We start from the raw sequence: 21,007 nt of genomic DNA on the forward strand, positions 1-21,007 counted from the left end.
CCTGTTAGGGCGCGGCTGGTAACAGAGCCTTATAGGCGCATATGAAAAACCTCCGGCTATGCCGGAGGATATTTATTATGGCCGTTGCGCCGGCGGCAGTGCGGTGAAAAAGTAGGACTAGCTCTGGCTTAATTGATTGAAAAGATAGTCAAAGACTAAACGCACGCGCGTAGGGCAGGCGTGTTGATGCGTATGATAGAGGTTGACCGGCCAGGGCGGCGGGGCGTCGCCCGGCAGAACGGCTACCAGCTCACCCGCGGCGAGGTGTTTTTCAACCAAATATCCGGCCAGTTGGCCAAAGCCTAAACCGGCGAGCACCGCTTTACGTTCTATATCGGGCGTGTCGGTGACGAAGGCGGCGGACTTCGGGTAGAGATAACGTTTTTGGCTAAATTCCCAGGGCCAGTAGCGCCCTGTTTTGCGGTTCACCAGCGCGACAATAGGCAGATGGGCGAGTTGGTCTATCTGCTCCGGCGGCGGCAGGCGAACGAGCAGCGTCGGCGAGGCAACCAGATGGAAAGGCATGGTTCGGGGCTGGCGAACGATACAGGTTTGGTCATGCAGAAAGCCGATGCGAATGCCGATATCAATTCTTTCATCGACCAGATCGCTGTGGATGTTCGACAGGTGGAATTCGAGCGTAATCGCAGGATATAAACGCGCGAACTCTGCCAGTATCGGCATGACGACCTCGCTGCCATAGGTGTGCGGCGCCGTGATGCGCACCACGCCGGTGAGATCTTCCGCCTCTTTCCCTTTCGCCTGAAACAGCTTGTTAAACTGATCTATCGCCGCTTTGGCTTGCTCAGCAAAGCCGAGGCCGAAATCCGTGATTTTTACGTTTCTGGTGTTGCGGTGGAACAGCTGTTCACCGAGCAACGACTCCAATTCTTTGATAGCACGGGTGACTTTCTGTGGGGAAATGCCGAGCCTGGTCGCTGCGCGTTTAAAGTTCATCTCCTCAGCGGCGCAGCAGAAAATGCGCAAGGCTTCTTGTCTGTTTTGCACTCTCGCCTCTTTGTTCCAAAAAATGGAATTCTAAAAGCATAACACTTCCATTTACTGATGGTAAACGGCGGATAAAGTATTCGTACTGACCAACAGAAGAGGAACGAGAGATGAACCGTATTTCAGGCAAAGTGGTGGTGATTACCGGCGCCAGCAGCGGGCTGGGCGAAGCGACCGCAAAACATTTGGCGGCGCAGGGGGCGACGGTGGTGGTGGCGGCGCGCAGGAAAGATCGTCTTGATGCGCTGGTTCGGCAAATCGTTGGCGACGGCGGCACCGCGTTGGCGCTGCCGGTGGATGTAACTAAGCGTCAGGAGGTCGAAGCGATGATCGCCCAGGCCGTCAGGCAGTTTGGCAAAATTGATGTCTTGGTCAACAACGCGGGGCTGATGGCGATCGCACCGCTGAGCGCCGTAAAGGTCGATGAATGGGAACGGATGATCGATATCAATGTGAAAGGCGTGCTGTACGGCATCGCGGCCACCTTGCCGCTGTTCGAAAAGCAGCAATTCGGTCATTACATTACCATTTCCTCCATTGCCGGCAAGAAGGTGTTCAGCCCCGGCGGCACGGTCTATAGCGGCACCAAATTCGCAGTCAGCGCGATCGCCGAAGGTTTGCGCCACGAAGTCGGCGGCAAGATCAGAACCACGACGATCGCCCCCGGCCTGATCGACACCGAATTGAAACAGGGCAGTTCGCACGCGGAAAGTTTGCAGGCCGTCGGCGAACTCTACCAGAGCCAGGCAATTTCCGCCGATGCCATCGCACGCGCTATCGCCTATGCGATCGAGCAGCCTTCGGACGTGGATGTGAGTGAGATTGTCATCAGGCCGACCGTGCAGGAATTTTAAATCGCCAGAGGCACCTCCTGGGCTTTTAGCCGTATTTTCTTATCGTTACGAGGTATTCTATGCGTCGCAATCTGCTTATTGGCGCCTTTTTCGCCGCTTTTTCTGCCGCTGCAATGGCCGCGGCGCCTTTTTCTAAAACAGACAATCCCGGGTTCTACCGGATCATGCTGGGTAATCTGGAAGTGACGGCCCTGTCTGACGGCATCAGCCCCATGCCCGCCGATAAAATCTTGATCAACACCCGGCCGCAGCAGCTTGAAGCGGCAATGGCGGCCAACAACCTGTCGCTGCCGTTGCCGACCTCGGTGAATGCCTACCTGATCAACACCGGAAGCAAGCTGGTTCTGGTCGATGCCGGCACCGGCGTGCTGCATGGCGACACGCTGGGCAACATGATGAAAAACCTGAACGCTTCCGGCTATCAGGCGGAGCAGGTGGATGAGATTTATTTAACGCACCTGCATCCCGACCATGTGGGAGGCTTGATGGCGGACAAGCGTCTTGCCTTCCCGAATGCCACCGTTTGGGTGGAAAAAGACGAAGTCGCTTTTTGGCTGAGCGAAGAGAAAAAACGGCAGGCGGAAGAGAAAGATAAACGTTTCTTCGATGCCGCCATCGCCTCATTACAGCCTTATGTCACGGCGGGAAAACTGAAAACCTTCGAAGGCAATCAGGCACTCACCCCGGGCATTTCGGCTATCGATACGCGTGGGCACACGCCAGGGCACAGCGTGTTCGCCGTCGAAAGCAAAGGGAAAAAGATGGTGATTTTGGGGGATATGATCCACGTTGCCTCGGTGCAGTTTCCCGATCCGAATGTCGCCATCGCCTATGATATCGATGTCCCTGCCGCCGTAGCGCAGCGCAAGCGGCTGTTCGATGACCTTGCGCAGCAAAGGGCGCTGGTCGCAGGGGCGCATCTGTCCTTCCCGGGCCTTGGCTACATCAATAAAAAGGGGACGGGTTATGACTGGCAGCCGCTGAACTATGGCGCGCTTAATCAACATTAATCGGCATAAGCGTGAGGCAATAAGGCAGGAGAACAATGTGAGGGGGCCAGGCGGCCCCTTTTCTTGATGTTCAGAAAGCCGCTTCCCTGCAGGGCGAAGGGCTTTCACGCGGTACGTAGTGTGTTATTTTGGCCGGCGTGGATAATCAGGAATCGGGTACAAGGTGATGGGAAATTCGGCATTTATGCATCGTTTTGCTGCATTGGGCGGGCTTGAACTGCTCGTCGCGGACTTTTCAGACCATCGATTTGGCGTGCATTGGCATGATACCTGGTCGATTGGCGTTGTCCTGCGCGGCGCTAATAACAACAGCGCCAAAGGCGATGCCGACGGTATCGTCAGCCGTGGGCAAGTCAGCCTCATCGCGCCGGGGCAGATGCATGCCGGGACAGTGCTGGGTGATGAGGGATGCCATTATTTCATGTTTTATCCCAGCCACGAGATGCTGCTGGACGCGGCGGAAAACATGGAGATGCCTCTGCCACCGGCGGTGAAGGGGAAGCATATCGACCATGCGCCTTTCGCCAACCGATTGTGTGAGGCCGCCGCGGTGCTGACCGCAGCGCAATCCAGCCATTTTGACCGCGAGGTGGCCTGGAGCCACTGCGTGGCGGATCTGCTTCAGGTGTGTTCACCGCGGCGAGCGCCATTGGCAGGCACCGGCCTCACGCCGGGTTTGCGCAGAGCGAAAGAGTATCTGCACGATAACCCGGCGCGGGAAGTGCGTCTGGAGACGCTGGCGCAGGCCGTCGGCATGTCTAAGTTCCACCTTTGCCGTCAGTTTTCGGCGCAATTCGGTTTATCACCGAACCGTTATCAGCGGCAACTCAGATTACAACAGGCCAAGAGCTTGCTATCCCGAGGCGGCGACATCGCGGAAATCGCCAGCGCCTGCGGATTTGCCGATCAATCGCACATGGGAAGGGTGTTTAAGTCGACTTACGGCGTCACACCGTGCAGCTATCGCGACCGATGCAGTTGAGCAATATCATTCTATCTCGCCGACGCAAAGGGACTGACAATGCGCCTTTTTGACGACGAGAGAAACCATGTTCATCGATATTTCCACGCTGGGTTTATTTGCTCTTTCAGCCGCCGCGTTAACGCTTATCCCTGGCGCCGACATGCTTTGCGCACTGTCTAATGCCATAAGCCAGGGAACGAAAGCGGGGCTGGTTACCGTATTGGGCGCGGTCACCGGGGTGACGTGCCACATCGGCCTTGCCATTGCCGGCGTTACGGCGCTAATTGCCTCTTCGCCCGTGTTGTACGAGTGCTTTGTCGTTGGCGGCGCGCTTTATATCCTGTGGGTTGGCTTTGGCATTTTTAACAGCAAAAACGCTGTCAGCCTGCAAAACAACCGTGAACGAAAAAGCCTTAATAAACTTTATTCGCAGGGGCTACTGACCAATTTGCTGAATCCTAAAGCCATCATCTTTACTCTGGCGTTTATCCCGCAGTTTATTCGAGTGGAAGCCGGCATGCCGGGCATGCAGATGCTGATATTAGGCATTGAACTCATTGTTATTATGTTTCTTATTGAGATACCTCTGGTTTTTTTGGCGGGTAAAATTGCACTGAGCATTCAACTGCGTCCGACTGTCGGCATCTATGTGAATAAATTTTTTGGCGGCGTCATTCTGTTATTGGCCATTGCCATTCTGGCCGCGCGTTTATTCTAAAAGTTCAAATTCGCTTTTGACAAAGTTGTTCGATCGATAAGGTTTTATGTTCGCCCCGCTATGCTGCACGGCGAGCCATTACCGTAATATTCTCCCGAGTTTCACTGACACTGAGGAGAATGACTAATGAAACGCTTTGAAAATAAAGTTGCCCTGGTGACGGGCAGTTCAAAGGGAATTGGCGCAGCTATTGCTAAACGCCTGGCGGCGGAAGGCGCCGTGGTTTTCATTAACTATTCCCGCGGGCGTGAAGATGCCAACCGGTTGGTTAAAGAAATCAATGAGCAGGGCGGCGTCGCTTTTCCGCTGCAGGCCAATGTCGGCATTGAGGCCGAGGTCAACGGCCTGATGCAAAGCATTGTCGAGCAGTATGGTCGCCTGGATGTACTGGTCAATAACGCCGGGGTGTATGCCACCAATAGCCTGGAGGCATTCAGCGACGCGGAATATGAAAGACACTTCAATTTAAATGTCAAAGGGCTGATTTATTGCTGCAAGGCGGCGGTCGCCGCCATGCCTGAATCGGGCGGCAGCATCGTCAATATCAGCTCCAGCGTGACGTCGTTTACGCCGGCCAATTCGCTGGTTTATACCGCTTCAAAGGCCGCGGTGGATTCTATCACCAAGACGCTGGCCAACGAGCTGGGCGGGCGCAAGATCCGGGTCAATGCGGTCAACCCTGGCTTGGTCATCACGGAAGGCGTGCATGACAGCGGCTTTTTCGACGCCGATTTTAAAACGCACATCGAATCCATCACCCCGCTGGGGCGCATCGGCACACCGGCGGATATCGCACCGGCCGTGGCCTATCTCGCCTCGGACGAGGCGGGTTGGGTGACCGGCGAAAGCCTGATCGTCGGCGGCGGTTTACATTAATTTTGCTATGAATGGAACAGAGATGACATTAGATAAAGCCTACGGGCCACTGATTAACGGCGTGTTCGAGCTGGATGGCGCGGACATTCATCCCGTCATTTCCCCCTCGACCGGGGAGCGCCTGGCGGATTTGCACTACTGTAACGAACGGGACGTCGAGCGCGCCGTGTTGGCGGCGGAAGCGGCTTTCCCCGCCTGGAAGGCATTAGGGCAGCAGGCCCGCGCCCGCCTGGTGGCGCAGCTGGCGGATGTATTGGAAAGCGACCTGGAAAGAATGGCGCAAATCGACGCGCAGGATGTGGGCCGCTGTATCAGCGAAGTGCGCCGCGATTATCAAACGGCGGTCAGACACTATCGCTATTTCGCTGCGGTGGTCATGGGGCACGAAGACAGCGGCAGAAGCATTGCGGATGGCTACAGCCTGGCGAAACGCGAGCCGCTTGGCGTCTGCGGGCAGATTATCCCCTGGAATGCGCCGGCGATCATGGCGGCGTTCAAGCTGGCGCCGGCGCTGGTGACCGGCAACACGGTGGTGCTGAAGGCCGATGAAAACGCCTCGCTCTCCACGCTGGAGCTGGGCAAGATGATCGCCAACATTTTCCCCGCCGGCGTCGTCAACATCATTACCGGGCTGGGAAGCGTGGCGGGGGCGGCGCTGACCGGCAACCGCAAGGTGCGCAAGCTTTCGTTCACCGGCAGCACGGAGGTGGGCAAGCTGGTGGCCAAGGCCGCCGCGGAGCGGCTGGTGCCCGTTACGCTGGAGCTGGGCGGGAAGAGCCCCAATATTGTGTTCCCGGACATCGAAGAGATGGATGCGGTGGTGGACAACGTGACCTTTGCCGCTATCCACAATAACGGCCAGTCCTGCCTGGCGGGGACCCGGCTGTTCGTTCACGCGGATATTTATGACCGTTTCAGCGCCAAGCTGGTGGCGGCTTTCGAACGGGTGCGCGTCGGTTCACCGCTGGCCGAACACTCCCGGGTCAGCTGCCTGGTTTCCGAGAAACAGGGCGAGCGAGTGCTGGCTTATATTCAGACCGGTCTCGATGAGGGTGCCACCCTGCTGACCGGCGGCAAACGCCGCGCCGTCGCCGGCTGCGAGCACGGCTACTTCATTGAGCCGACGATTTTTGCTGCGGAAAATGGCATGCGCATTTGCCAGGAAGAAATTTTCGGGCCGGTGCTGACGCTGATAAAATGGTCAGACTACGACGAGATGATCGCCCAGGCTAACGACAGCGAATATGGGCTGGCGTCGGGGATCTATACCCGCAGTCTGAAAAACGCCCTGGCGACCGCAGACCGGCTGGAAGCCGGCTCCGTTTGGATCAACCGCTATTCGAATATTACCGATGGCACCGCGTTCGGTGGTTACAAGAACAGCGGGATCGGCCGTGAGTTCTGCAAGGAAACGCTCAATGCCTACACGCAAATAAAAACCATCACGCTGCAGACGGATCTGCCCGCCGCCTGGTTTGCCGAATAAGGATAAGACCGGCACAGGGACGTGCCCCCGTTGGCCGCTTCATGCGGTATGGCTGCCGATGTAACTCCTTGGCGACGCGCCCATGCTTTTCTTGAACGCGGTGCTGAAGGCGCTTTCCGATTCATATCCCAGGTCAAAGGCGATCTGGGATATTTTTTCTTTATTGGCGACCATTCGCTCGATGGCCAGGCTAAAACGCCAGATGCGAATGTATTCGTTGACGCTGTAGCCGGCCAGCTTTCTGAACCGGGTGGTAAAGGCGGTGCGCGACATGCCGGCCACGCCGGCGAGTTCGTCCAGACGCCATTTCCTGCCCGGCTGGTCGTGTATGCTGGTCAGCGCCAGACCGATATTTTTGTCCGCCATGGCGTAAAACCAGCCTTCGCCGCGCCCGAGTGCGCCGGAAGAGAGCAGCACGCGCAGCGCCTGCGTCAAAATGATCTGCAGGAGATGCTCGGTGATGAGCTCGCTGCCCGGGCCGGGTTTTTCTATTTCCGATGAGAGGCGACTCAAGTAATCCTTAATGCCGGCGTTCTCTTCCCGCTGCGTTTTGATCACGATGGGTTCGGGCAGGCTGGTGATAAAACGGAAGGTATCGTTGATCTGAAACACGAACCGGCAACCGACAAAGGAGAAATCGTTCCCGCCGTTGCTGAAGCAGGAGGAGCGGTCTTTCATCACGTGAATTTTTCTTATATCGATGGCCGGCGCGTTAGGCGCATCAAAAATGCTGAATTCGCGACCGCTGGATAAGATCAGCACATCGCCTTGTTCAATCGGGTAACTGTTTGCATCGCCCGCCATGTTAATGAAAAAAGATCCGCGTTTGGCGATATAAATTTTCATCCCGGAATAGCCGGGAAACAGCGCTTTGGTATTGGCGCTCAGGTCGAACGTCACAATTTTCTGGCTGCTGATTTTTAGCCGGGAAACAATATCGGATAACGGATCCATCATTACCTGCTTGTCTGATGCGTTTACTGTAGGGAATAGCCGCTATTTGGCTATCGCAGTGTATTTGGCCCCGCCGAGCGGCGAGGTGAAAGCATTATGGGTGAGGCGAAAGCCGGTGTACAGGCTATCCCGCTGTCCTGTCCGAACGATAAGAAAAAAAGTGCGAACGCGAAAGTTCAGCATCCGGCCGGGTGTTACGATCGTTTTTTTTCATGATGGTGACATAATGACTTCTTACCGCACAAACCGCAGCCAGGTGAGCCTATTGGCTGCGTTGACGATCGCGTTATTTTTTATCTTGTTGAACAGCGGATCTCCCACGCCGTTATATCCCTTATATCAACAAACCTTTGCCCTGAGTAATATCGACCTGACCTTCATTTTCTCTTCCTACGGGTTTGGCGTATTGCTGGCCTTGTTTTTATCACGCAGGCTCACCATCACCGATAACAATGCCCGGTTGCTGGTGGTGGTTTCGCTAGTGTTGGTGGTGGTGCCAACGCTGTGCTTTTCCATGGCTCGCTCTTTGCAGGCGCTGTGTCTTTTCAGGTTTATTTCCGGCTTGGGAGCCGGCACGGCCACGGCCATCATCAATATCTTGTTGATCAAGTTCAGCCGTGGCGACAGCGCCAAACGCGCCGCGCTGCTGGGCAGTATGGCGTTGGTGACCGGCCTGGCGCTCGGGCCGGTGATCGGCAGCGTTTACGCTCAGCTGGCGTTTTACCCGCTCACCGCGCCGCCAATGACCGTTGCCGCGTTGGTTTTACTCTCCGCGATCGCCATCGTTCTGCTTTGGCCGAAGAAAGGATTGCCTGCCCTCGGCGTTGCGGACACGAAAACGGCAGAAAAGGGCGCCGGTTTTAGCCAACCGCTGTTCTATCTGTTGGCGCTGTGCGTGTTTATCTCCTGGTCATACGCTGCGCTGATCCTGTCGCTGGGGCCGACGGCCGCGATACATGTCTTCGGGCTTCAGTCAGCCGCTGATTTTGGCTATATCGCCACCGGGTATTTACTGGTGGCCGGCGTGGTGCAGTTCACGATCCCACGTTTTCTTCAGCCTGAATTTTCTTTAGTGTTGGGGCTGATTGCGCAGGTTTTCTCCATGGTCATGATGACCATGGCGCTCGAGAGCGGTTCTGTGGCCGGTGCGGCGGTGAGCCTGGCGCTGTCCGGCTTCTCGTATGGCGCGGTTTTTGTGGGCGGCGCTATTCTGGTCAACAAGCTCTCACTCGCGGCGCCGGGATGGAACGCGGTATCGAAGTTTTACTTTATCGTCTATTTGTTCAATATCACGCCGCCGGCCGCAGGTTGGCTGGCGGATAACATAGGGGTATTGAGCGCCTTGCTGGCCGCTATTGCCCTTTTTATGGCGATATATATCGCCTTTGCCGCGCTGGCGCTGTGGGCGCTGTTGTTGAGAAAGGCGTGATGGGGGAATGGCTTTACAAAGCCCCCTGGCTTTCCATAAACTTGGCGGCGTGTTTAGACGATGAGCGTTGGCAATTGCCGCATAATAACGGCGGCCCGGCGAGCAATCTGGTTCTGACACGCACATGTTCTACATATGTTCAGGTAAGAGAACGGCCCCATCGGTTTTTGCCGGCGCCCCGGATACCGGCGTCGCAGTGAGGATGGGGTGATGCTGTGCCGGCACCAGTGAAGAGAGCAATATCCGCCTTCACCGGTAGCCTCACGCATAGGTTACTGACCTGTTGATGAATTCTTAGATGGCCCGCCGTCTAACTCATTACAGGATTAACATATTGCGATGCTTACCCTAAATCATTCCCCCGTTTCACCGCGTTTTTTACCGCATTCACTCCCCCTTCAACGGAGCCTTGGCACCGATTTCGCCACTCAGGGTTCGCGAAAGCTTGGCTCGTTGGCCCGCATAAATAACCATTGAGAATCATTTTATGGAATGGAATGTAAACCAAACCAAGCTCTGCCGAGCGCAGATGGTTTCTCTGCCGAAGGCGGAAGTGCATGTGCATCTGGAGGGCTGTTTTGATCCGGAACAGCTCGCGGTCTGGGCGTTATCCTCAGGGATACCGATGCCCAGAAAGCAGGACGAACTGCTGAATTTTAACGGGCTTGCCGATTTTCTCGCGTTCCTCGACTGGTCCTGTGGCCTGGTGAGCAGCCGCGAACGCCTGGCGCAGTTAAGCTACTCCTATGCGCAACGGCTGTCGCAGAATGGCGGACTGTACGCCGATCTTATTTTCAACCCGACCCATTGGAAAGCGTGGCGCGGCAGGCTCGGTGAGATGATCGATGCGATTGACGCCGGTTTGCGCGCGGCCGAAGAAGATGGATTGGCGTCCGTTGGGCTGTGCGTCAGTTTGCTCCGCCAGCAAACGGCCGCCGAGGCCAGTGAGCTGGTGGATTTTTTAACGGCGCTGCGGCACCCCAGAGTGGTCGCGCTGTCCATCGATGGCAATGAGGCCGCTACCAAAGGCAGCGGTACGCGTTTCGCGCAGGCTTTCGCCCGGGCGGGCAGAGCCGGGTTGAAGCGAACCGTGCATGCCGGAGAGTCGAGCGGCGCAGAGGGCGTGCGCGATGCCATCCTGCTGTTGGGGGCCGATCGCATCGATCACGGCGTGCGGGCGATAGATGACCCGGCTGTCGTGGCGCTGTTGGCTGAACGACGGATCCCTATCGGCGTATGCCTGACCTCGAATATCAAACTTGGCGTCTATCCCCGCTACGCAGAACATCCGCTGCGCCGGCTGCGTGACGCCGGGGTCATCACGACCATCAATACCGACGACCCGGTACTATTACAAACCACGCTGGTGGATGAATACCTCATCTGTCAGGACGAATTTGAATTTTCCCCCCATGACATCGTCGATGTGGCCCTCAATTCTTTGGCTGCCAGTTTCGCCAGTGACGAGGCAAAAATGACGTATCGGAAGAAAATGGATTCTTGGGTTGCTTCTCTTAATACAGAAAATGGAGACAAGCGGTGAACGAGAAGAAAATAAAATTATATTTTGATTGCGATACCGGCATTGATGATGCGATGGCTCTGGGCTATTTGCTCGCAGAAGGTGACAAAGTGGATATTCTGGCGATCGGCACGGTTTGCGGCAACGTCGCCGCCGATGCCGGGGCCAGAAATACGCTGGAGCTCGCCCGCCTGGCCGGTTTTCCCGCGATCCCCGTCGCCGTAGGGGAACGAGATTACCTGCGCCATGCATATCTTTGCGATGTGCAGCATATACACGGTGACAACGGCATTGGCGATATCGCGCTGGAAGCCTCACACGCCAAACTGGCGCCGCTGTCGGCCCCTGAAATGCTGGTTAAGTTGGCCAAGGCGCACCCAGGGGAGCTGGATATCTTGGCGACCGGCCCGCTGACCAACATCGCCAAAGCGTTGCAGCTTGAGCCCGCATTGGCGGAGCTGATCGGCACGCTGACAATTATGGGCGGCGCGGCGCTGGCGCCCGGCAACCGAACGCCCGTTGCGGAGGCGAATATTGCCTGCGATCCGGAGGCGGCGGCCATCGTCTTTAAGGCGATGAAGCATATCGTCATGGTGCCGCTGGATGTCACTATGTCGCATACGTTCGAAGAGGCGGATCGGCTCAAACTGCTGTCGGCGGAGAGCCGATTTGCGCAGGCGATAGGGCGAATGCTGGAACGGTATATCCAGTTTTATATCAATACCTACGGCCGCAAAGCCTGTGCGCTGCACGATCCGGTGGCGGCGGTGTTGGCGGTACAGGGTATCGGCGCCTGCCTTGCGCCTAACGTGAAGGTGACGATCGATGATTCTGACGGGCCAGGCCGTGGGCAAACCCTGTGTGACATGCGGGGGCGATATATGGACTATCCGCCGCAGCCTGATGCCAACTGCCATGTGGTGTTAAGCACCGAGCTTAATATGTCCGAGCTGCTGCTTACGAAGCTGTTGTCGTTGGCGTAATTCGTCTCTATCGACAACTTCTGAGTGTATAAGAGGCCTTTCCGGAGGCCTCTGAATGAGCACTGAAGAAGGGGGAAAGAGATCGGGCTGGATTTATCGATCCGCAGGAGTGCGAATCCAAATCGATGGATGCGTTTGGTATTTGTTTAGCGCATGTTGAGTACAGTGTTTCCCCTGTACAGTCTGATTATTGATGCGCTTTTCCGAATTAAGCCGGGCCATAAAGTATTAAGCAATCTTCCTTTTTTATTTTATATATGCGGAACATGTTGTGGAAAATGAAAATTTAACGTTGCATCATGACAATGATGCACGCTCCTTTCTGGAGGGCCAGCTCGATAGATTTAATTCAAAGTTCATGGGATTAAATGCTCACGAGTATGGTGTTTATTATAAAGACGGCGATGAGACAATAATCGCGGGACTTTATGCAGAGTCTTACGGGGCCGTTTTTTACATCCATTATCTTTGGATTGATGAAGCGCAGCGCGGCCGGCGTTTAGGCCACCGTCTGCTGGAAGCTGCAGAGGCTCGTGCCAGACAGTTGGGATGCGCCAGCGTCTCCGTGGACACGTTTAGCTTTCAGGCGCCCAATTTCTACCTGAAACAGGGTTTTCAAATGATTGGCGAGTTGGATTGCGGCAATGAAATAACACGCTCCTATCTGAACAAACAACTGTAATATCTGTTTTTTATAAAAGGAATTCGGTTAACTCACTGAGATCAATGTGTTGTTCTTAATATGAAATATGACGCTTTGGCCGATGTGACGGAGGGCGAGGGAGGTTTCTCCCTCGCCGTGGCGTCAGCGGCTGCGCCGCGACATCACCCGTTTGTCTTTCGGCCGTTCCTGCCAGTCTTCAACCTGGTTATTGAAGTTGTCCGCCAGCAGGTAGGCCGGGGTTTTCGCCAGCCAGTCGGACAACGAAATGTCCTGATAGATACCGTTGTCCATCACGATCAATACCTTCAAATCCTCATCGCCGATGTTCTCGATGTAATGGCCGAAGCCCTGCGGAACGTAGCCGACGTCTGAAGGCGCGTACTCTTCCGTCTGCGCGTGGCCGTGCGAGCTGAACACCGTCATGCGGCCCTTGCCGGAAATATAGTATTGCCATTCGTTGGCATTGGGGTGCCAGTGCAATTCCCGGATCGCGCCGGGTTTCACGATCTCGATGATGCCGGTCATGGTGGTGGAGATGGGGAATTCTTTCGACGACACTAAATGCACGCTGCCGGCGTCATTTTCAAAGAACGGTTTTTGCTTCATTAATTCATAGCGGTGGGTCAGAGGAGCGTTATTTAATCCGCCGTCGTTTTTCGGTAATGGCAAGGCGGGCGGAACGGCGCCGCCGACAATATAAGCCTCGCCCTGTTTGGCCTTGGAAAATACCGCCGCCGGCATGTCGACGCTTTTTTCCAATACCTCTTTCGGCATATGCGCCACCCAATCGGTGATGCTGAAGGTGCCGAATTCGGAGAAGTGCCCGTTATCGAACGCCAGAATAAAATGCGCGCCGTCCGCCAACGCCTGAATGGAATGGCCGTAGCCTTTCGGGAAATACCAGACGTCGCCGGGGCCGAAATCTGCCACCTCACATTTTCCTTCAGGATCGAGGATGGTGATGCGCGCATGGCCTTCCAGCATGAACGCCCATTCGGCGGCGATGGCATGCCAGTGCAGTTCGCGCACGCCGCCCGGCTCCAGCGTCATGTCGACGCCGGCTACGCCCTCGGAGATCGGAAACTGCTCGACGGTGGCTTCGCGCGCCCAGCCGCTGGGCAGGCTGCGTTTTTTGCTGTCGGTGAATTTGTATTTATAGAGATGCTGGGCATCGGCAGGCGGCTGGTAGCTGCTGGGGGGGACGATATTGCGATGGTCGTCGGCAGCGGCATTTTTGGCGATGCCGCCGATCATGCCGGCGGCGGCCGCACTGACGGCGGAGACTTTCAATATATCACGACGCGATAGCATAGCTTTTTCTCCAATATAAAACCGTGCGCCTGCAGAGGCAGGCGACAGGGAAGGCGCGATCGCCATTGAAATGGTTTTTGTCATCGGCGGGATTTTGCTGTGACCCTTAAATCCTAGCGGCTGGCGTTTATTAGGTAGGCGCTTATTTGTTTGCGTTTGTTACTAAGTGAGTGCGGGTTTAATTAATTCATCGGAAGTTGAATAGTCATTAATAGGAATTAAATTTAATCGCCGATAGGTTTAAATAGATAATAAACGAACGTCATTTTTTATTGGCCGTTCGGGCTATTTGTTATGACTGCCCCACGGTCTCCAGCACCAGCTGACGAAAGCGCTCGACGATCGGCGAAGCCGGGCTGCGGCGCAGCGCCAGGTAAAGCGGGGCGCTGAGCTGCGCTTCTTCGGCGAGGGGGCGGTAGACGATGCCGTCGCCGCCCAGCCGCCGCATTGAGCCGGGCACCACTGACAGCCCCAGCCCGGCGCCGACCAGGCTGAGGGTGGCCGGCAGGCGCGGCGCTTCCTGCATGATGCGCGGGCTGAAGCCGGCTCGGTGGCAGGCGGCCAGGATGGCGTCGTACAGCCCCTGGCCGGCCGGGCGGCGATAGAGAATAAAGGCCTCGTGGGCCAGTTCGGCCAGCGGCAGCGGCTGCTGCGTCTCTTGCGCCAGCCGGTGGCCCAGCGGCAGGGCGACGATCATCGGTTCGCTGAGCACCGGTTCCACGCTCAGGCCGGGAATGCCGCTGGCCGGCGAACGCACGAAGGCGGCGTCGAGGCGTTGTTCGAGCAACGCCTCCATCAGCTCGCCGCTGCCGGCCTCTTCCAGCTGGGTGGTGATGCCCGGCAAGATGTCGCGGTAGCGGCGTAGCAGATTGGGCACGAACGGGTGCAGCGCGGCGGAGCTGGTGAAACCGATGGCGATGTGGCCCTGTTCGCCACGGGCGGCGCGCTGGACCGCTTCGCGCAGGCGTTCGGCGCGCGCCAGCAGGGCGCGGGCTTCCTCGAACAACACGCCGCCCGCTTCGGTGACGCGCACGCCGCGCGGCAGGCGCTGCAACAATTTTACGCCCAGTTCGTCTTCCAGCCCCTGCAACAGGCGGGTCAGCGGCGGCTGCTGGATAAACAGCCGCTCGGCGGCGCGAGTGATGTTGCCTTCTTCCACCACGGTGACGAACGCCCGCAGGCGACGCAGTTCGATCATAGCCATACCTCAAAGGTATCTTTAGTTGTTCTGAAATGCATTAGACATCATGGCACGGCGGCGCGCATGATACCAGACATCAAAACAAGCGATGTGGAACGGCAATGTCATGTCAGATATCAATACGTTAAAACCGCACCCGGCGGCAGCGCCGGGCAACGCGGAGCTGTTTTTAGGCTTTCTGTGGCTGGGGCTGATCGGCTTCGGCGGCGTGTTGCCGCTGGCGCGCAGCATGTTGGTGGAGCGCCGGCGCTGGCTGAGCGGCGAACAGTTCACCGAGCTGCTCGGGCTGTGCCAGTTTCTGCCCGGCGGCAATGTGATCAACCTGTCGGTGGCGGTGGGGATGGAGTTTCGCGGGCTGCGCGGCGCGCTGTGCGCCTTGCTGGGACTGATCAGCGCGCCGACGGCGATCGTGGTGGGGCTGGGCGTGGTCTACGCCCGCTTCCAGAACGATCCCCACGTTCAACATGTGTTCGCCGGTCTGGCCGCCGCCGCCGCCGGGTTGCTGCTCTCGACCGGGATTAAGATGCTGCTGCCGCTGCGCGGAAAGTGGGCGGCGCTGGCGATTGTGGCGCTGGCGCTGATCGCTATTGCCTGGCTGCGCCTGCCGCTGCTGCCGACCATGCTGGTGCTGGCGCCGCTGAGCATTTTGCTGATGTGGCGGTGGCCGTCATGAGCGGGGTGTTGATTGCGCTGGCGCTGATCTTCACCGAGCTCTCTCTGCTGGCGTTCGGCGGTGGCATGACCATTCTGCCGGAGATGCAGCGGCAGGTGGTGGAGGTGCATCAGTGGATGAGCGCCCAGGAGTTCAGTGCGCTGTTCGCCATGGCGCAGGCCGCGCCGGGGCCGAACATGATGATCGTGCCGCTGGTTGGCTGGCACGTCGCCGGCTGGGCGGGGCTGTTGGTATCTTCAGTCGCCAAATTCGGGCCGTCTTCCATCGTCACGCTGCTGGTGATGGGCGCCTGGCGGCGCTTTAAGGATCGCCCGTGGCGCCGCATCGTGCAGGCGGGGCTGGTGCCGCTCACCGTGGGGTTGGTGGCGGCCAGCGGCCTTTTGATCGCCGAGGCTTCCGCGCCCAATTGGCGGTTGGCGGCGATCGTGGCGCTGGCGACGGGATTGAGTATGAGCAAGCGCCTCCATCCGCTGTGGGTGCTGGCGGGCGGCGCGCTGCTCGGCTTGCTGTTCGCCTGAGGGATTAGCGCGGGATCAGCACAAAGCGCGAAGGGCCGTTGCGGTCGATCAGCTCATAGCGCTTCGGCGCGGTCAGGGCCAGAAACGCCACCATGCTCCCTTCGGCGTCGGTCAGCGTCATGCCGTCCGGCGTCGGCCGCCAGGCGACCGGCAGCGCGTGCAGTGCTAACGGCTGCAGGCACTGGGCGGAGGCGGTGAAGCGGAAAGCGTTGGTGTTGGCTACCGCTTCGTCGCTCAGCTGCACCTCGCAGACGGTTTTACCGTCGCCGATGGCGGCGAGCTGCCAGTCGCCCTTCAGCGCGGCGGGTTCCAACAACGGCAGTGAACTGCCCAGGGCACTGCTGCACAATACGCTCATAACGACTCCTGTCAGGCTGGCGCGGCGCAAGGCGCGCATAAGGAAATGGGTTGGCATCGGGTCACTCCTTTCGGCTGTCCGTTCACACCTTAGCACGTTCCCAGCGGGATGATGAGGCAAGGATTAGGTTTTTTAATCCTCGATAATTCTGATCTAACCGGCGATACCATGCCTATAAAGACGAGTCATTAGCCCACCGATACGCTTATCTTTCTCATTAATACTGCGCTAATACAAATCGTTATGATTATTTCCGCCTTAACACCCGGCGCGATGATGCGCGGCGGCGTGGGCTCGCGCCGTCGGGGGTAATGACTATACTGGTCAATCCTAAGCCATGTCTTAGATTAGAACGACTGATGAATAGTCTTACAAAGCGAGTGGATTCCTACTGTGTAAAAGGAGAATGCAATGAGCAGTCGCCACAACGACATTTTGCAAGATGACGATGAGTTCACCAGCCTGTCCGCCACATCCCCCAACGATCATAACTATCAGTTTTACTATCACCGACCCGGCAGCCTCTATGATGGGTTAGGGTACGGCGCGCTGTTTACGCTGGATAACGCCAACCTGTACAGTAACCAGCGCGGCGGAGCAGCCATCAACAACCTGGGCAAAATCCGCGATAACTTCAGCTTCGATCGCGCCGCCGATCAGCTGACGCGACCGGGCCTGACGCACAACGGCGATCAGGTGTATCACCAGCCGGTGGCGCTGACCTATTCCTTTCTGACGCAGAGCGCGCTGAACCGCATCGGCCAGACCGGCGACGGTGACAAGGGGCTGCAGCCGCTGACCCTGGCGGCGCAGGCTCAGGCGCTGAAATCGATGCAGGCCTGGGCCGATGTGGCGAACGTAACCTTTACTGCGGCGGCGTCCACCGACATCAACCACCGCGCGGACATTACCTTCGCTTACTTCACCCAGCGCGCCGACGGCAGCACCGCCGCCGGCAGCGGCCCCAATGCCATCAACGCTTACGCCTATTACCCGCCGAGCTCCAAAGCGGGCAGCGATAACGCCTTCGCCGGCACGGTATGGTTCAACAAGAACTTCGCCACCCATAAGGCACCGGTTAGCGGCGACTTCAGCAGCCAGACCTTCACCCACGAGCTGGGCCATGCCCTGGGGCTGGCGCATCCGGGCTCTTATGACGCGTCGTTGGGCAACCCGAGTTACCAGAACGATGCGGCTTATTATCAGGATTCGCTGCAATACTCGATCATGAGCTATTTCAACGCCGGTTATACCGGCGCCGACACCAAAGGGGTATACGGCTATGGCCCGATGGTGGATGACATCGCCGCGATCCAAAAATTGTACGGCGCCAACATGAACACCCGCACCGGCGACACGGTGTATGGCTTCAATTCCAACACTGGCCGTGATTTCCTGACCGCCACGGCGGACAACGGCAAACCGGTCAACTTCGCGGTGTGGGACGCCGGCGGCAACGACACGCTGGACTTCTCCGGCTACAGCCAGCAGCAGATGATCAACCTGAACGACGGCGCGTTTTCCAGCGTCGGCGGCGGCACGCAGAACGTCGCCATCGCGCGCGGGGCGATCATCGAGAACGCCATCGGCGGCAGCGGGCGCGATGTGATCATCGGCAACGATCAGGACAATCTGCTGGCGGGCAACGCCGGTTCCGATATCCTGTACGGCGGGCTGGGGGCGGATCATCTGTGGGGCGGCAAAGACGCCAATAACTTCACCGACTATTTCGTCTATCTCAGCGCCAAAGAGTCCACGGTGGCGGCGTTCGACGTGATTGAAGACTTCGAGCACGGCATCGACAAGATCGACCTCTCCGGCCTGCGCTTCAACAACAGCCTGAGCGAGCTGCGCTTTATCGACAGCGGCAGCGCCTTCAGCGGCCAGAAAGGCGAAATCCAACTCAACTTCGACGCCCTTAACGGCACCACCGATCTGTTGATGAACACCCACAGCAACAGCTACGCCGCCGACTTCAAGATCCACGTGGTCGGGCAGGTGGAGCAGAGCGATATTCTGTTTGCCTGAGGGTGATGAAGGGGAAAGAAAAAAGGGCCGAACGGCCCTTTTTTTACGACTGGGCCGCTGCGCTTTCCACCGTGAAGTCGCCGGTGGTCACCTCGCCGGCGCGGCGGTAGTGGGCCACGATCACGCCGCCGGGTGAGACCACCGATTGGGCCAGCGTAAAGGCCGTCGGCGCAGCGTTTTCATCGAACAGCCGCTTGCCTGCGCCGAGCAGCACCGGGTAGGTGAGCAGGCGCAGTTCGTCCACCAGGTCGTTGGCCAGCAGCTGTTGCATCAGGGTGCTGCTGCCCTGCACCAGCAGCACCGGCCCCTGACCGCGTTTCAGCTCGCGCAGCCGGGCGATGATGTCCCGCCCCAGCCATTGGCTGTTCTGCCACGCCAGCGTCTCGCCGTGATGAGTGGCGACGTACTTGGTGGCCTGATTGAACGTGCGGGCGATATCGGCCGAAAACGGGTCGGCCTCGTCGGTGATCTGCGGCCAGTAGCCGGCGAAAATATCGTAGGTGCGCCGCCCGAGCAGCAAGTCAAAAGGCGCCGAGAAAAGATCGCCCATCGTTTCCGCGACGGCGTCATCCCAGTAGGGGGCGGTCCAGCCGCCGAAGCGAAAGCCGCCGCTGCGGTCTTCCTCTTGCCCGCCCGGCGCCTGCATCACGCCGTCGAGGCTGACGAAGGCGCTGGCAATAATCTGTCGCATGGCTGTCTCCTGCCGTTGAGTGCCAGCTGAAAGTTTAGCCGCCGCGCGGCGGCTGCGCCAACCGGCCGCTCAGGGTTGCAGCGCCTTGAGCAGCGCCTGATGGAAACGCTCCGGCTCCTCCATCTGCGGCGCGTGGCCGAGCCCGGCGAACTCGATCAGCGTGGCGTGCGGGATCAGTTTCGCCGCCTGTTTGCCTAACACGTCATAATGCCCGATCGCGGCCTTGACCGCCGGCGGGGCGATATCGCTGCCGATGGCGGTGGTGTCGGCGGTGCCGATCATCAAGGTGGTGGGCGTTTGCAGATCCTTGAACTCGTAATACACTGGCTGGGTGAAGATCATGTCGTAGATCAGCGCCGAGTTCCACGCCACCAGGCGGTGGCCCGGCCCGTTGTTCAGCCCGGCCAGCATATCCACCCAGCGATCGTACTCCGGCTTCCAGCGGCCGCCGTAGTAGGTGCGTTGCTCATAGTTGCGGATGCCCTCGGCGGTGGTGTTCAGCTCGCGCTCGAACCATTGATCGACGCTGCGCCACGGCACGCCTTTCGCCTTCCAGTCCTCCAGCCCGATCGGGTTGACCATCACCAGCCGTTCCACCGCCTGCGGGTACATCAGGCTGTAACGCGTGGCCAGCATGCCGCCGGTAGAGTGGCCGATGACGATGGCCTTGCTGATTTTAAGATTCTGCAGCAGCCCGTGGGTATTTTGCGCCAGCTGCTGAAAGCTGTACTGGTAATGCGCCGGCTTGGTGGAGGAACAAAAGCCGATCTGATCAGGCGCGATGACGCGATAACCGGCCTTGCTCAGCGCCTTGATGGTGTCCTGCCAGGTAGCGGCGCAGAAGTTTTTACCGTGCAGCAGCAGCGCGGTGCGGCCGTTGGCGGCGCCTTCCGGCGGCACGTCCATATAGCCCATCTTTAATGTCTGCCCCTGCGAGGCGAAGCTGAACTGCTGCAACGGATAGGGGTAGTGGAAGCCCTGCAGTTCCGGTCCGAACTTCGGCGTTTCGGCGGCGGCGGTAAACGCGGCCAGCGCGGCGCACAGCAGCGCGCTGCGGGTTAATCTCAACATCCTGATCTCCTGAAAAGGGCGATAGCCGAGTATAGCCACAATCAGGGCGTCGGCGCGCCGGTGGATTCAGATAATTCTGTAATGTGACGACTTGATTCCAGGCAAGGTTCCGGCCAGGGCCTTTTTCACAGTGAACGCGGTCACGCCGCGCAACATTGATGGCCTCTGATGGTTTTATTTCAAGGCTAAGTTATGCGATGCTTAAGCATTATTTATGCAAAAGGATCCTCGCATGTCCGCTTTATCCCGCTGCGCTTTCAGCGAAGGCAGCGTCGCTTTGCCGGAAGGCTATGCCGATCGCACCGTCAACGTACTGCTGGCCGGCGATGACGTTTCCCCCTCAATCAATATTTCCCGCGATGCGCTGCAGCCGGCGGAGAACCTGGAAAGCTACGTCACCCGCCAGCTCGATGCGCTGGCTCAGGGGCTGAAAGGCTGGGCGTTCAAAAGCCGCGAACCGGCGACGCTGGGCGATGGGCTGGCCGCCGGTGAATGGGTGCGCGCCAGCTACCTGCGCGACGGCAAACGCATCTGGCAAAACCAGGCGGTGTTCGCGCTGGCGGAGGGCCGGGTGCTGGTGTTCACCCTGGCGATGGCGCGCAAGCTGACGCCGCAAGACGACGCGCTGCTGCTGCAGGTGTTGGGCAGCTACCGGGCGGCATAACGATGAACTCTTCACGTAAAAGGA

At 58.1% G+C, this 21,007-nt stretch carries 21 protein-coding genes; 14 read left to right on the forward strand and 7 right to left on the reverse strand.

Annotated features, from left to right (window positions below; translation table 11 throughout):
• Window positions 1–117 precede the first annotated feature (117 nt).
• A complete protein-coding gene (locus AC6BYQ_RS00005; RefSeq protein ID WP_025159732.1) occupies window positions 118–1,008 on the reverse strand; it encodes a LysR family transcriptional regulator in 891 nt (296 codons plus the stop codon).
• A 110-nt stretch (window positions 1,009–1,118) separates the two neighbouring features.
• On the opposite strand from AC6BYQ_RS00005, the gene AC6BYQ_RS00010 reads away from it, so the two are divergent.
• The 6 genes from AC6BYQ_RS00010 (at window position 1,119) to AC6BYQ_RS00035 (ending at window position 6,916) form a co-directional block, all read left to right on the forward strand.
• Complete coding sequence (locus tag AC6BYQ_RS00010) at window positions 1,119–1,862, forward strand: SDR family oxidoreductase (protein ID WP_197667577.1); 744 nt, start codon at window positions 1,119–1,121, stop codon at window positions 1,860–1,862.
• Window positions 1,863–2,026: 164 nt separating this feature from the next.
• On the forward strand, window positions 2,027–2,872 hold the full coding sequence (locus tag AC6BYQ_RS00015; protein ID WP_498056027.1) for an MBL fold metallo-hydrolase: 846 nt from the start codon (window positions 2,027–2,029) through the stop codon (window positions 2,870–2,872).
• Window positions 2,873–3,038: 166 nt separating this feature from the next.
• Complete coding sequence (locus tag AC6BYQ_RS00020) at window positions 3,039–3,854, forward strand: AraC family transcriptional regulator (RefSeq protein ID WP_498056028.1); 816 nt, start codon at window positions 3,039–3,041, stop codon at window positions 3,852–3,854.
• A 67-nt stretch (window positions 3,855–3,921) separates the two neighbouring features.
• A complete protein-coding gene (locus tag AC6BYQ_RS00025) occupies window positions 3,922–4,554 on the forward strand; it encodes a LysE family translocator (protein WP_211129407.1) in 633 nt (210 codons plus the stop codon).
• Between the two features lie 126 nt (window positions 4,555–4,680).
• Window positions 4,681–5,430, forward strand: coding sequence for an SDR family NAD(P)-dependent oxidoreductase (locus AC6BYQ_RS00030; protein WP_154746168.1), 750 nt, complete (start codon window positions 4,681–4,683; stop codon window positions 5,428–5,430).
• Window positions 5,431–5,452: 22 nt separating this feature from the next.
• Entirely contained in the window at window positions 5,453–6,916 is a 1,464-nt protein-coding gene (locus AC6BYQ_RS00035) for an aldehyde dehydrogenase family protein (protein ID WP_063919416.1), read from the forward strand.
• A gap of 39 nt (window positions 6,917–6,955) precedes the next feature.
• Here AC6BYQ_RS00035 and AC6BYQ_RS00040 read toward each other — a convergent pair whose 3' ends face one another.
• Complete coding sequence (locus AC6BYQ_RS00040; protein WP_432525220.1) at window positions 6,956–7,873, reverse strand: AraC family transcriptional regulator; 918 nt, start codon at window positions 7,871–7,873, stop codon at window positions 6,956–6,958.
• Window positions 7,874–7,916: 43 nt separating this feature from the next.
• Between AC6BYQ_RS00040 and AC6BYQ_RS00045 the strand changes: the two genes are divergently transcribed.
• From AC6BYQ_RS00045 to AC6BYQ_RS00060, 4 genes are all read left to right on the forward strand, one after another.
• Entirely contained in the window at window positions 7,917–9,299 is a 1,383-nt protein-coding gene (locus AC6BYQ_RS00045; RefSeq protein WP_498056029.1) for an MFS transporter, read from the forward strand.
• A 487-nt stretch (window positions 9,300–9,786) separates the two neighbouring features.
• Window positions 9,787–10,842: an adenosine deaminase gene (add, locus tag AC6BYQ_RS00050; protein ID WP_498056030.1), complete on the forward strand. Its 1,056-nt coding sequence runs from the start codon at window positions 9,787–9,789 to the stop codon at window positions 10,840–10,842.
• Window positions 10,839–11,804, forward strand: a complete 966-nt coding sequence (locus AC6BYQ_RS00055; RefSeq protein ID WP_498056031.1) for a nucleoside hydrolase — start codon at window positions 10,839–10,841, stop codon at window positions 11,802–11,804. The genes add and AC6BYQ_RS00055 overlap by 4 nt, the downstream gene beginning before the upstream one ends.
• A gap of 271 nt (window positions 11,805–12,075) precedes the next feature.
• Window positions 12,076–12,486, forward strand: a complete 411-nt coding sequence (locus AC6BYQ_RS00060) for a GNAT family N-acetyltransferase (protein ID WP_025159733.1) — start codon at window positions 12,076–12,078, stop codon at window positions 12,484–12,486.
• Between the two features lie 123 nt (window positions 12,487–12,609).
• Here AC6BYQ_RS00060 and AC6BYQ_RS00065 read toward each other — a convergent pair whose 3' ends face one another.
• The gene (locus tag AC6BYQ_RS00065) at window positions 12,610–13,779 is read right to left on the reverse strand and encodes a cupin domain-containing protein (RefSeq protein WP_075685849.1); all 1,170 of its coding nucleotides are present in this window, start codon (window positions 13,777–13,779) and stop codon (window positions 12,610–12,612) included.
• A gap of 292 nt (window positions 13,780–14,071) precedes the next feature.
• A complete protein-coding gene (locus AC6BYQ_RS00070; protein WP_498056032.1) occupies window positions 14,072–14,983 on the reverse strand; it encodes a LysR family transcriptional regulator in 912 nt (303 codons plus the stop codon).
• A 103-nt stretch (window positions 14,984–15,086) separates the two neighbouring features.
• On the opposite strand from AC6BYQ_RS00070, the gene AC6BYQ_RS00075 reads away from it, so the two are divergent.
• Together AC6BYQ_RS00075 and AC6BYQ_RS00080 are read left to right on the forward strand one after the other, a co-directional pair.
• Entirely contained in the window at window positions 15,087–15,653 is a 567-nt protein-coding gene (locus tag AC6BYQ_RS00075) for a chromate transporter (RefSeq protein ID WP_025159734.1), read from the forward strand.
• Entirely contained in the window at window positions 15,650–16,171 is a 522-nt protein-coding gene (locus tag AC6BYQ_RS00080) for a chromate transporter (protein WP_019456334.1), read from the forward strand. The genes AC6BYQ_RS00075 and AC6BYQ_RS00080 overlap by 4 nt, the downstream gene beginning before the upstream one ends.
• A gap of 4 nt (window positions 16,172–16,175) precedes the next feature.
• Here the strand turns inward: AC6BYQ_RS00080 and AC6BYQ_RS00085 are convergent, their stop codons facing one another.
• Window positions 16,176–16,529, reverse strand: a complete 354-nt coding sequence (locus AC6BYQ_RS00085; RefSeq protein WP_063919422.1) for a protease inhibitor Inh/omp19 family protein — start codon at window positions 16,527–16,529, stop codon at window positions 16,176–16,178.
• 411 nt (window positions 16,530–16,940) lie between these two features.
• Between AC6BYQ_RS00085 and AC6BYQ_RS00090 the strand changes: the two genes are divergently transcribed.
• The gene (locus tag AC6BYQ_RS00090) at window positions 16,941–18,557 is read left to right on the forward strand and encodes a serralysin family metalloprotease (RefSeq protein ID WP_154746174.1); all 1,617 of its coding nucleotides are present in this window, start codon (window positions 16,941–16,943) and stop codon (window positions 18,555–18,557) included.
• A gap of 43 nt (window positions 18,558–18,600) precedes the next feature.
• On the opposite strand, the gene AC6BYQ_RS00095 is transcribed toward AC6BYQ_RS00090, so the two are convergent.
• Both AC6BYQ_RS00095 and AC6BYQ_RS00100 read right to left on the reverse strand, forming a co-directional pair.
• A complete protein-coding gene (locus tag AC6BYQ_RS00095) occupies window positions 18,601–19,248 on the reverse strand; it encodes a dihydrofolate reductase family protein (protein WP_498056033.1) in 648 nt (215 codons plus the stop codon).
• 69 nt (window positions 19,249–19,317) lie between these two features.
• Window positions 19,318–20,319 (reverse strand): alpha/beta fold hydrolase, encoded by a 1,002-nt coding sequence (locus AC6BYQ_RS00100; RefSeq protein ID WP_063919425.1) that lies wholly within the window; start codon window positions 20,317–20,319, stop codon window positions 19,318–19,320.
• 232 nt (window positions 20,320–20,551) lie between these two features.
• Here AC6BYQ_RS00100 and AC6BYQ_RS00105 point away from each other — a divergent pair, with 232 nt between their 5' ends.
• Window positions 20,552–20,983: a DcrB-related protein gene (locus AC6BYQ_RS00105; protein WP_498056034.1), complete on the forward strand. Its 432-nt coding sequence runs from the start codon at window positions 20,552–20,554 to the stop codon at window positions 20,981–20,983.
• Window positions 20,984–21,007: the final 24 nt, after the last annotated feature.

It is taken from the genome of Serratia sp. LTN-2 (assembly GCF_059740205.1).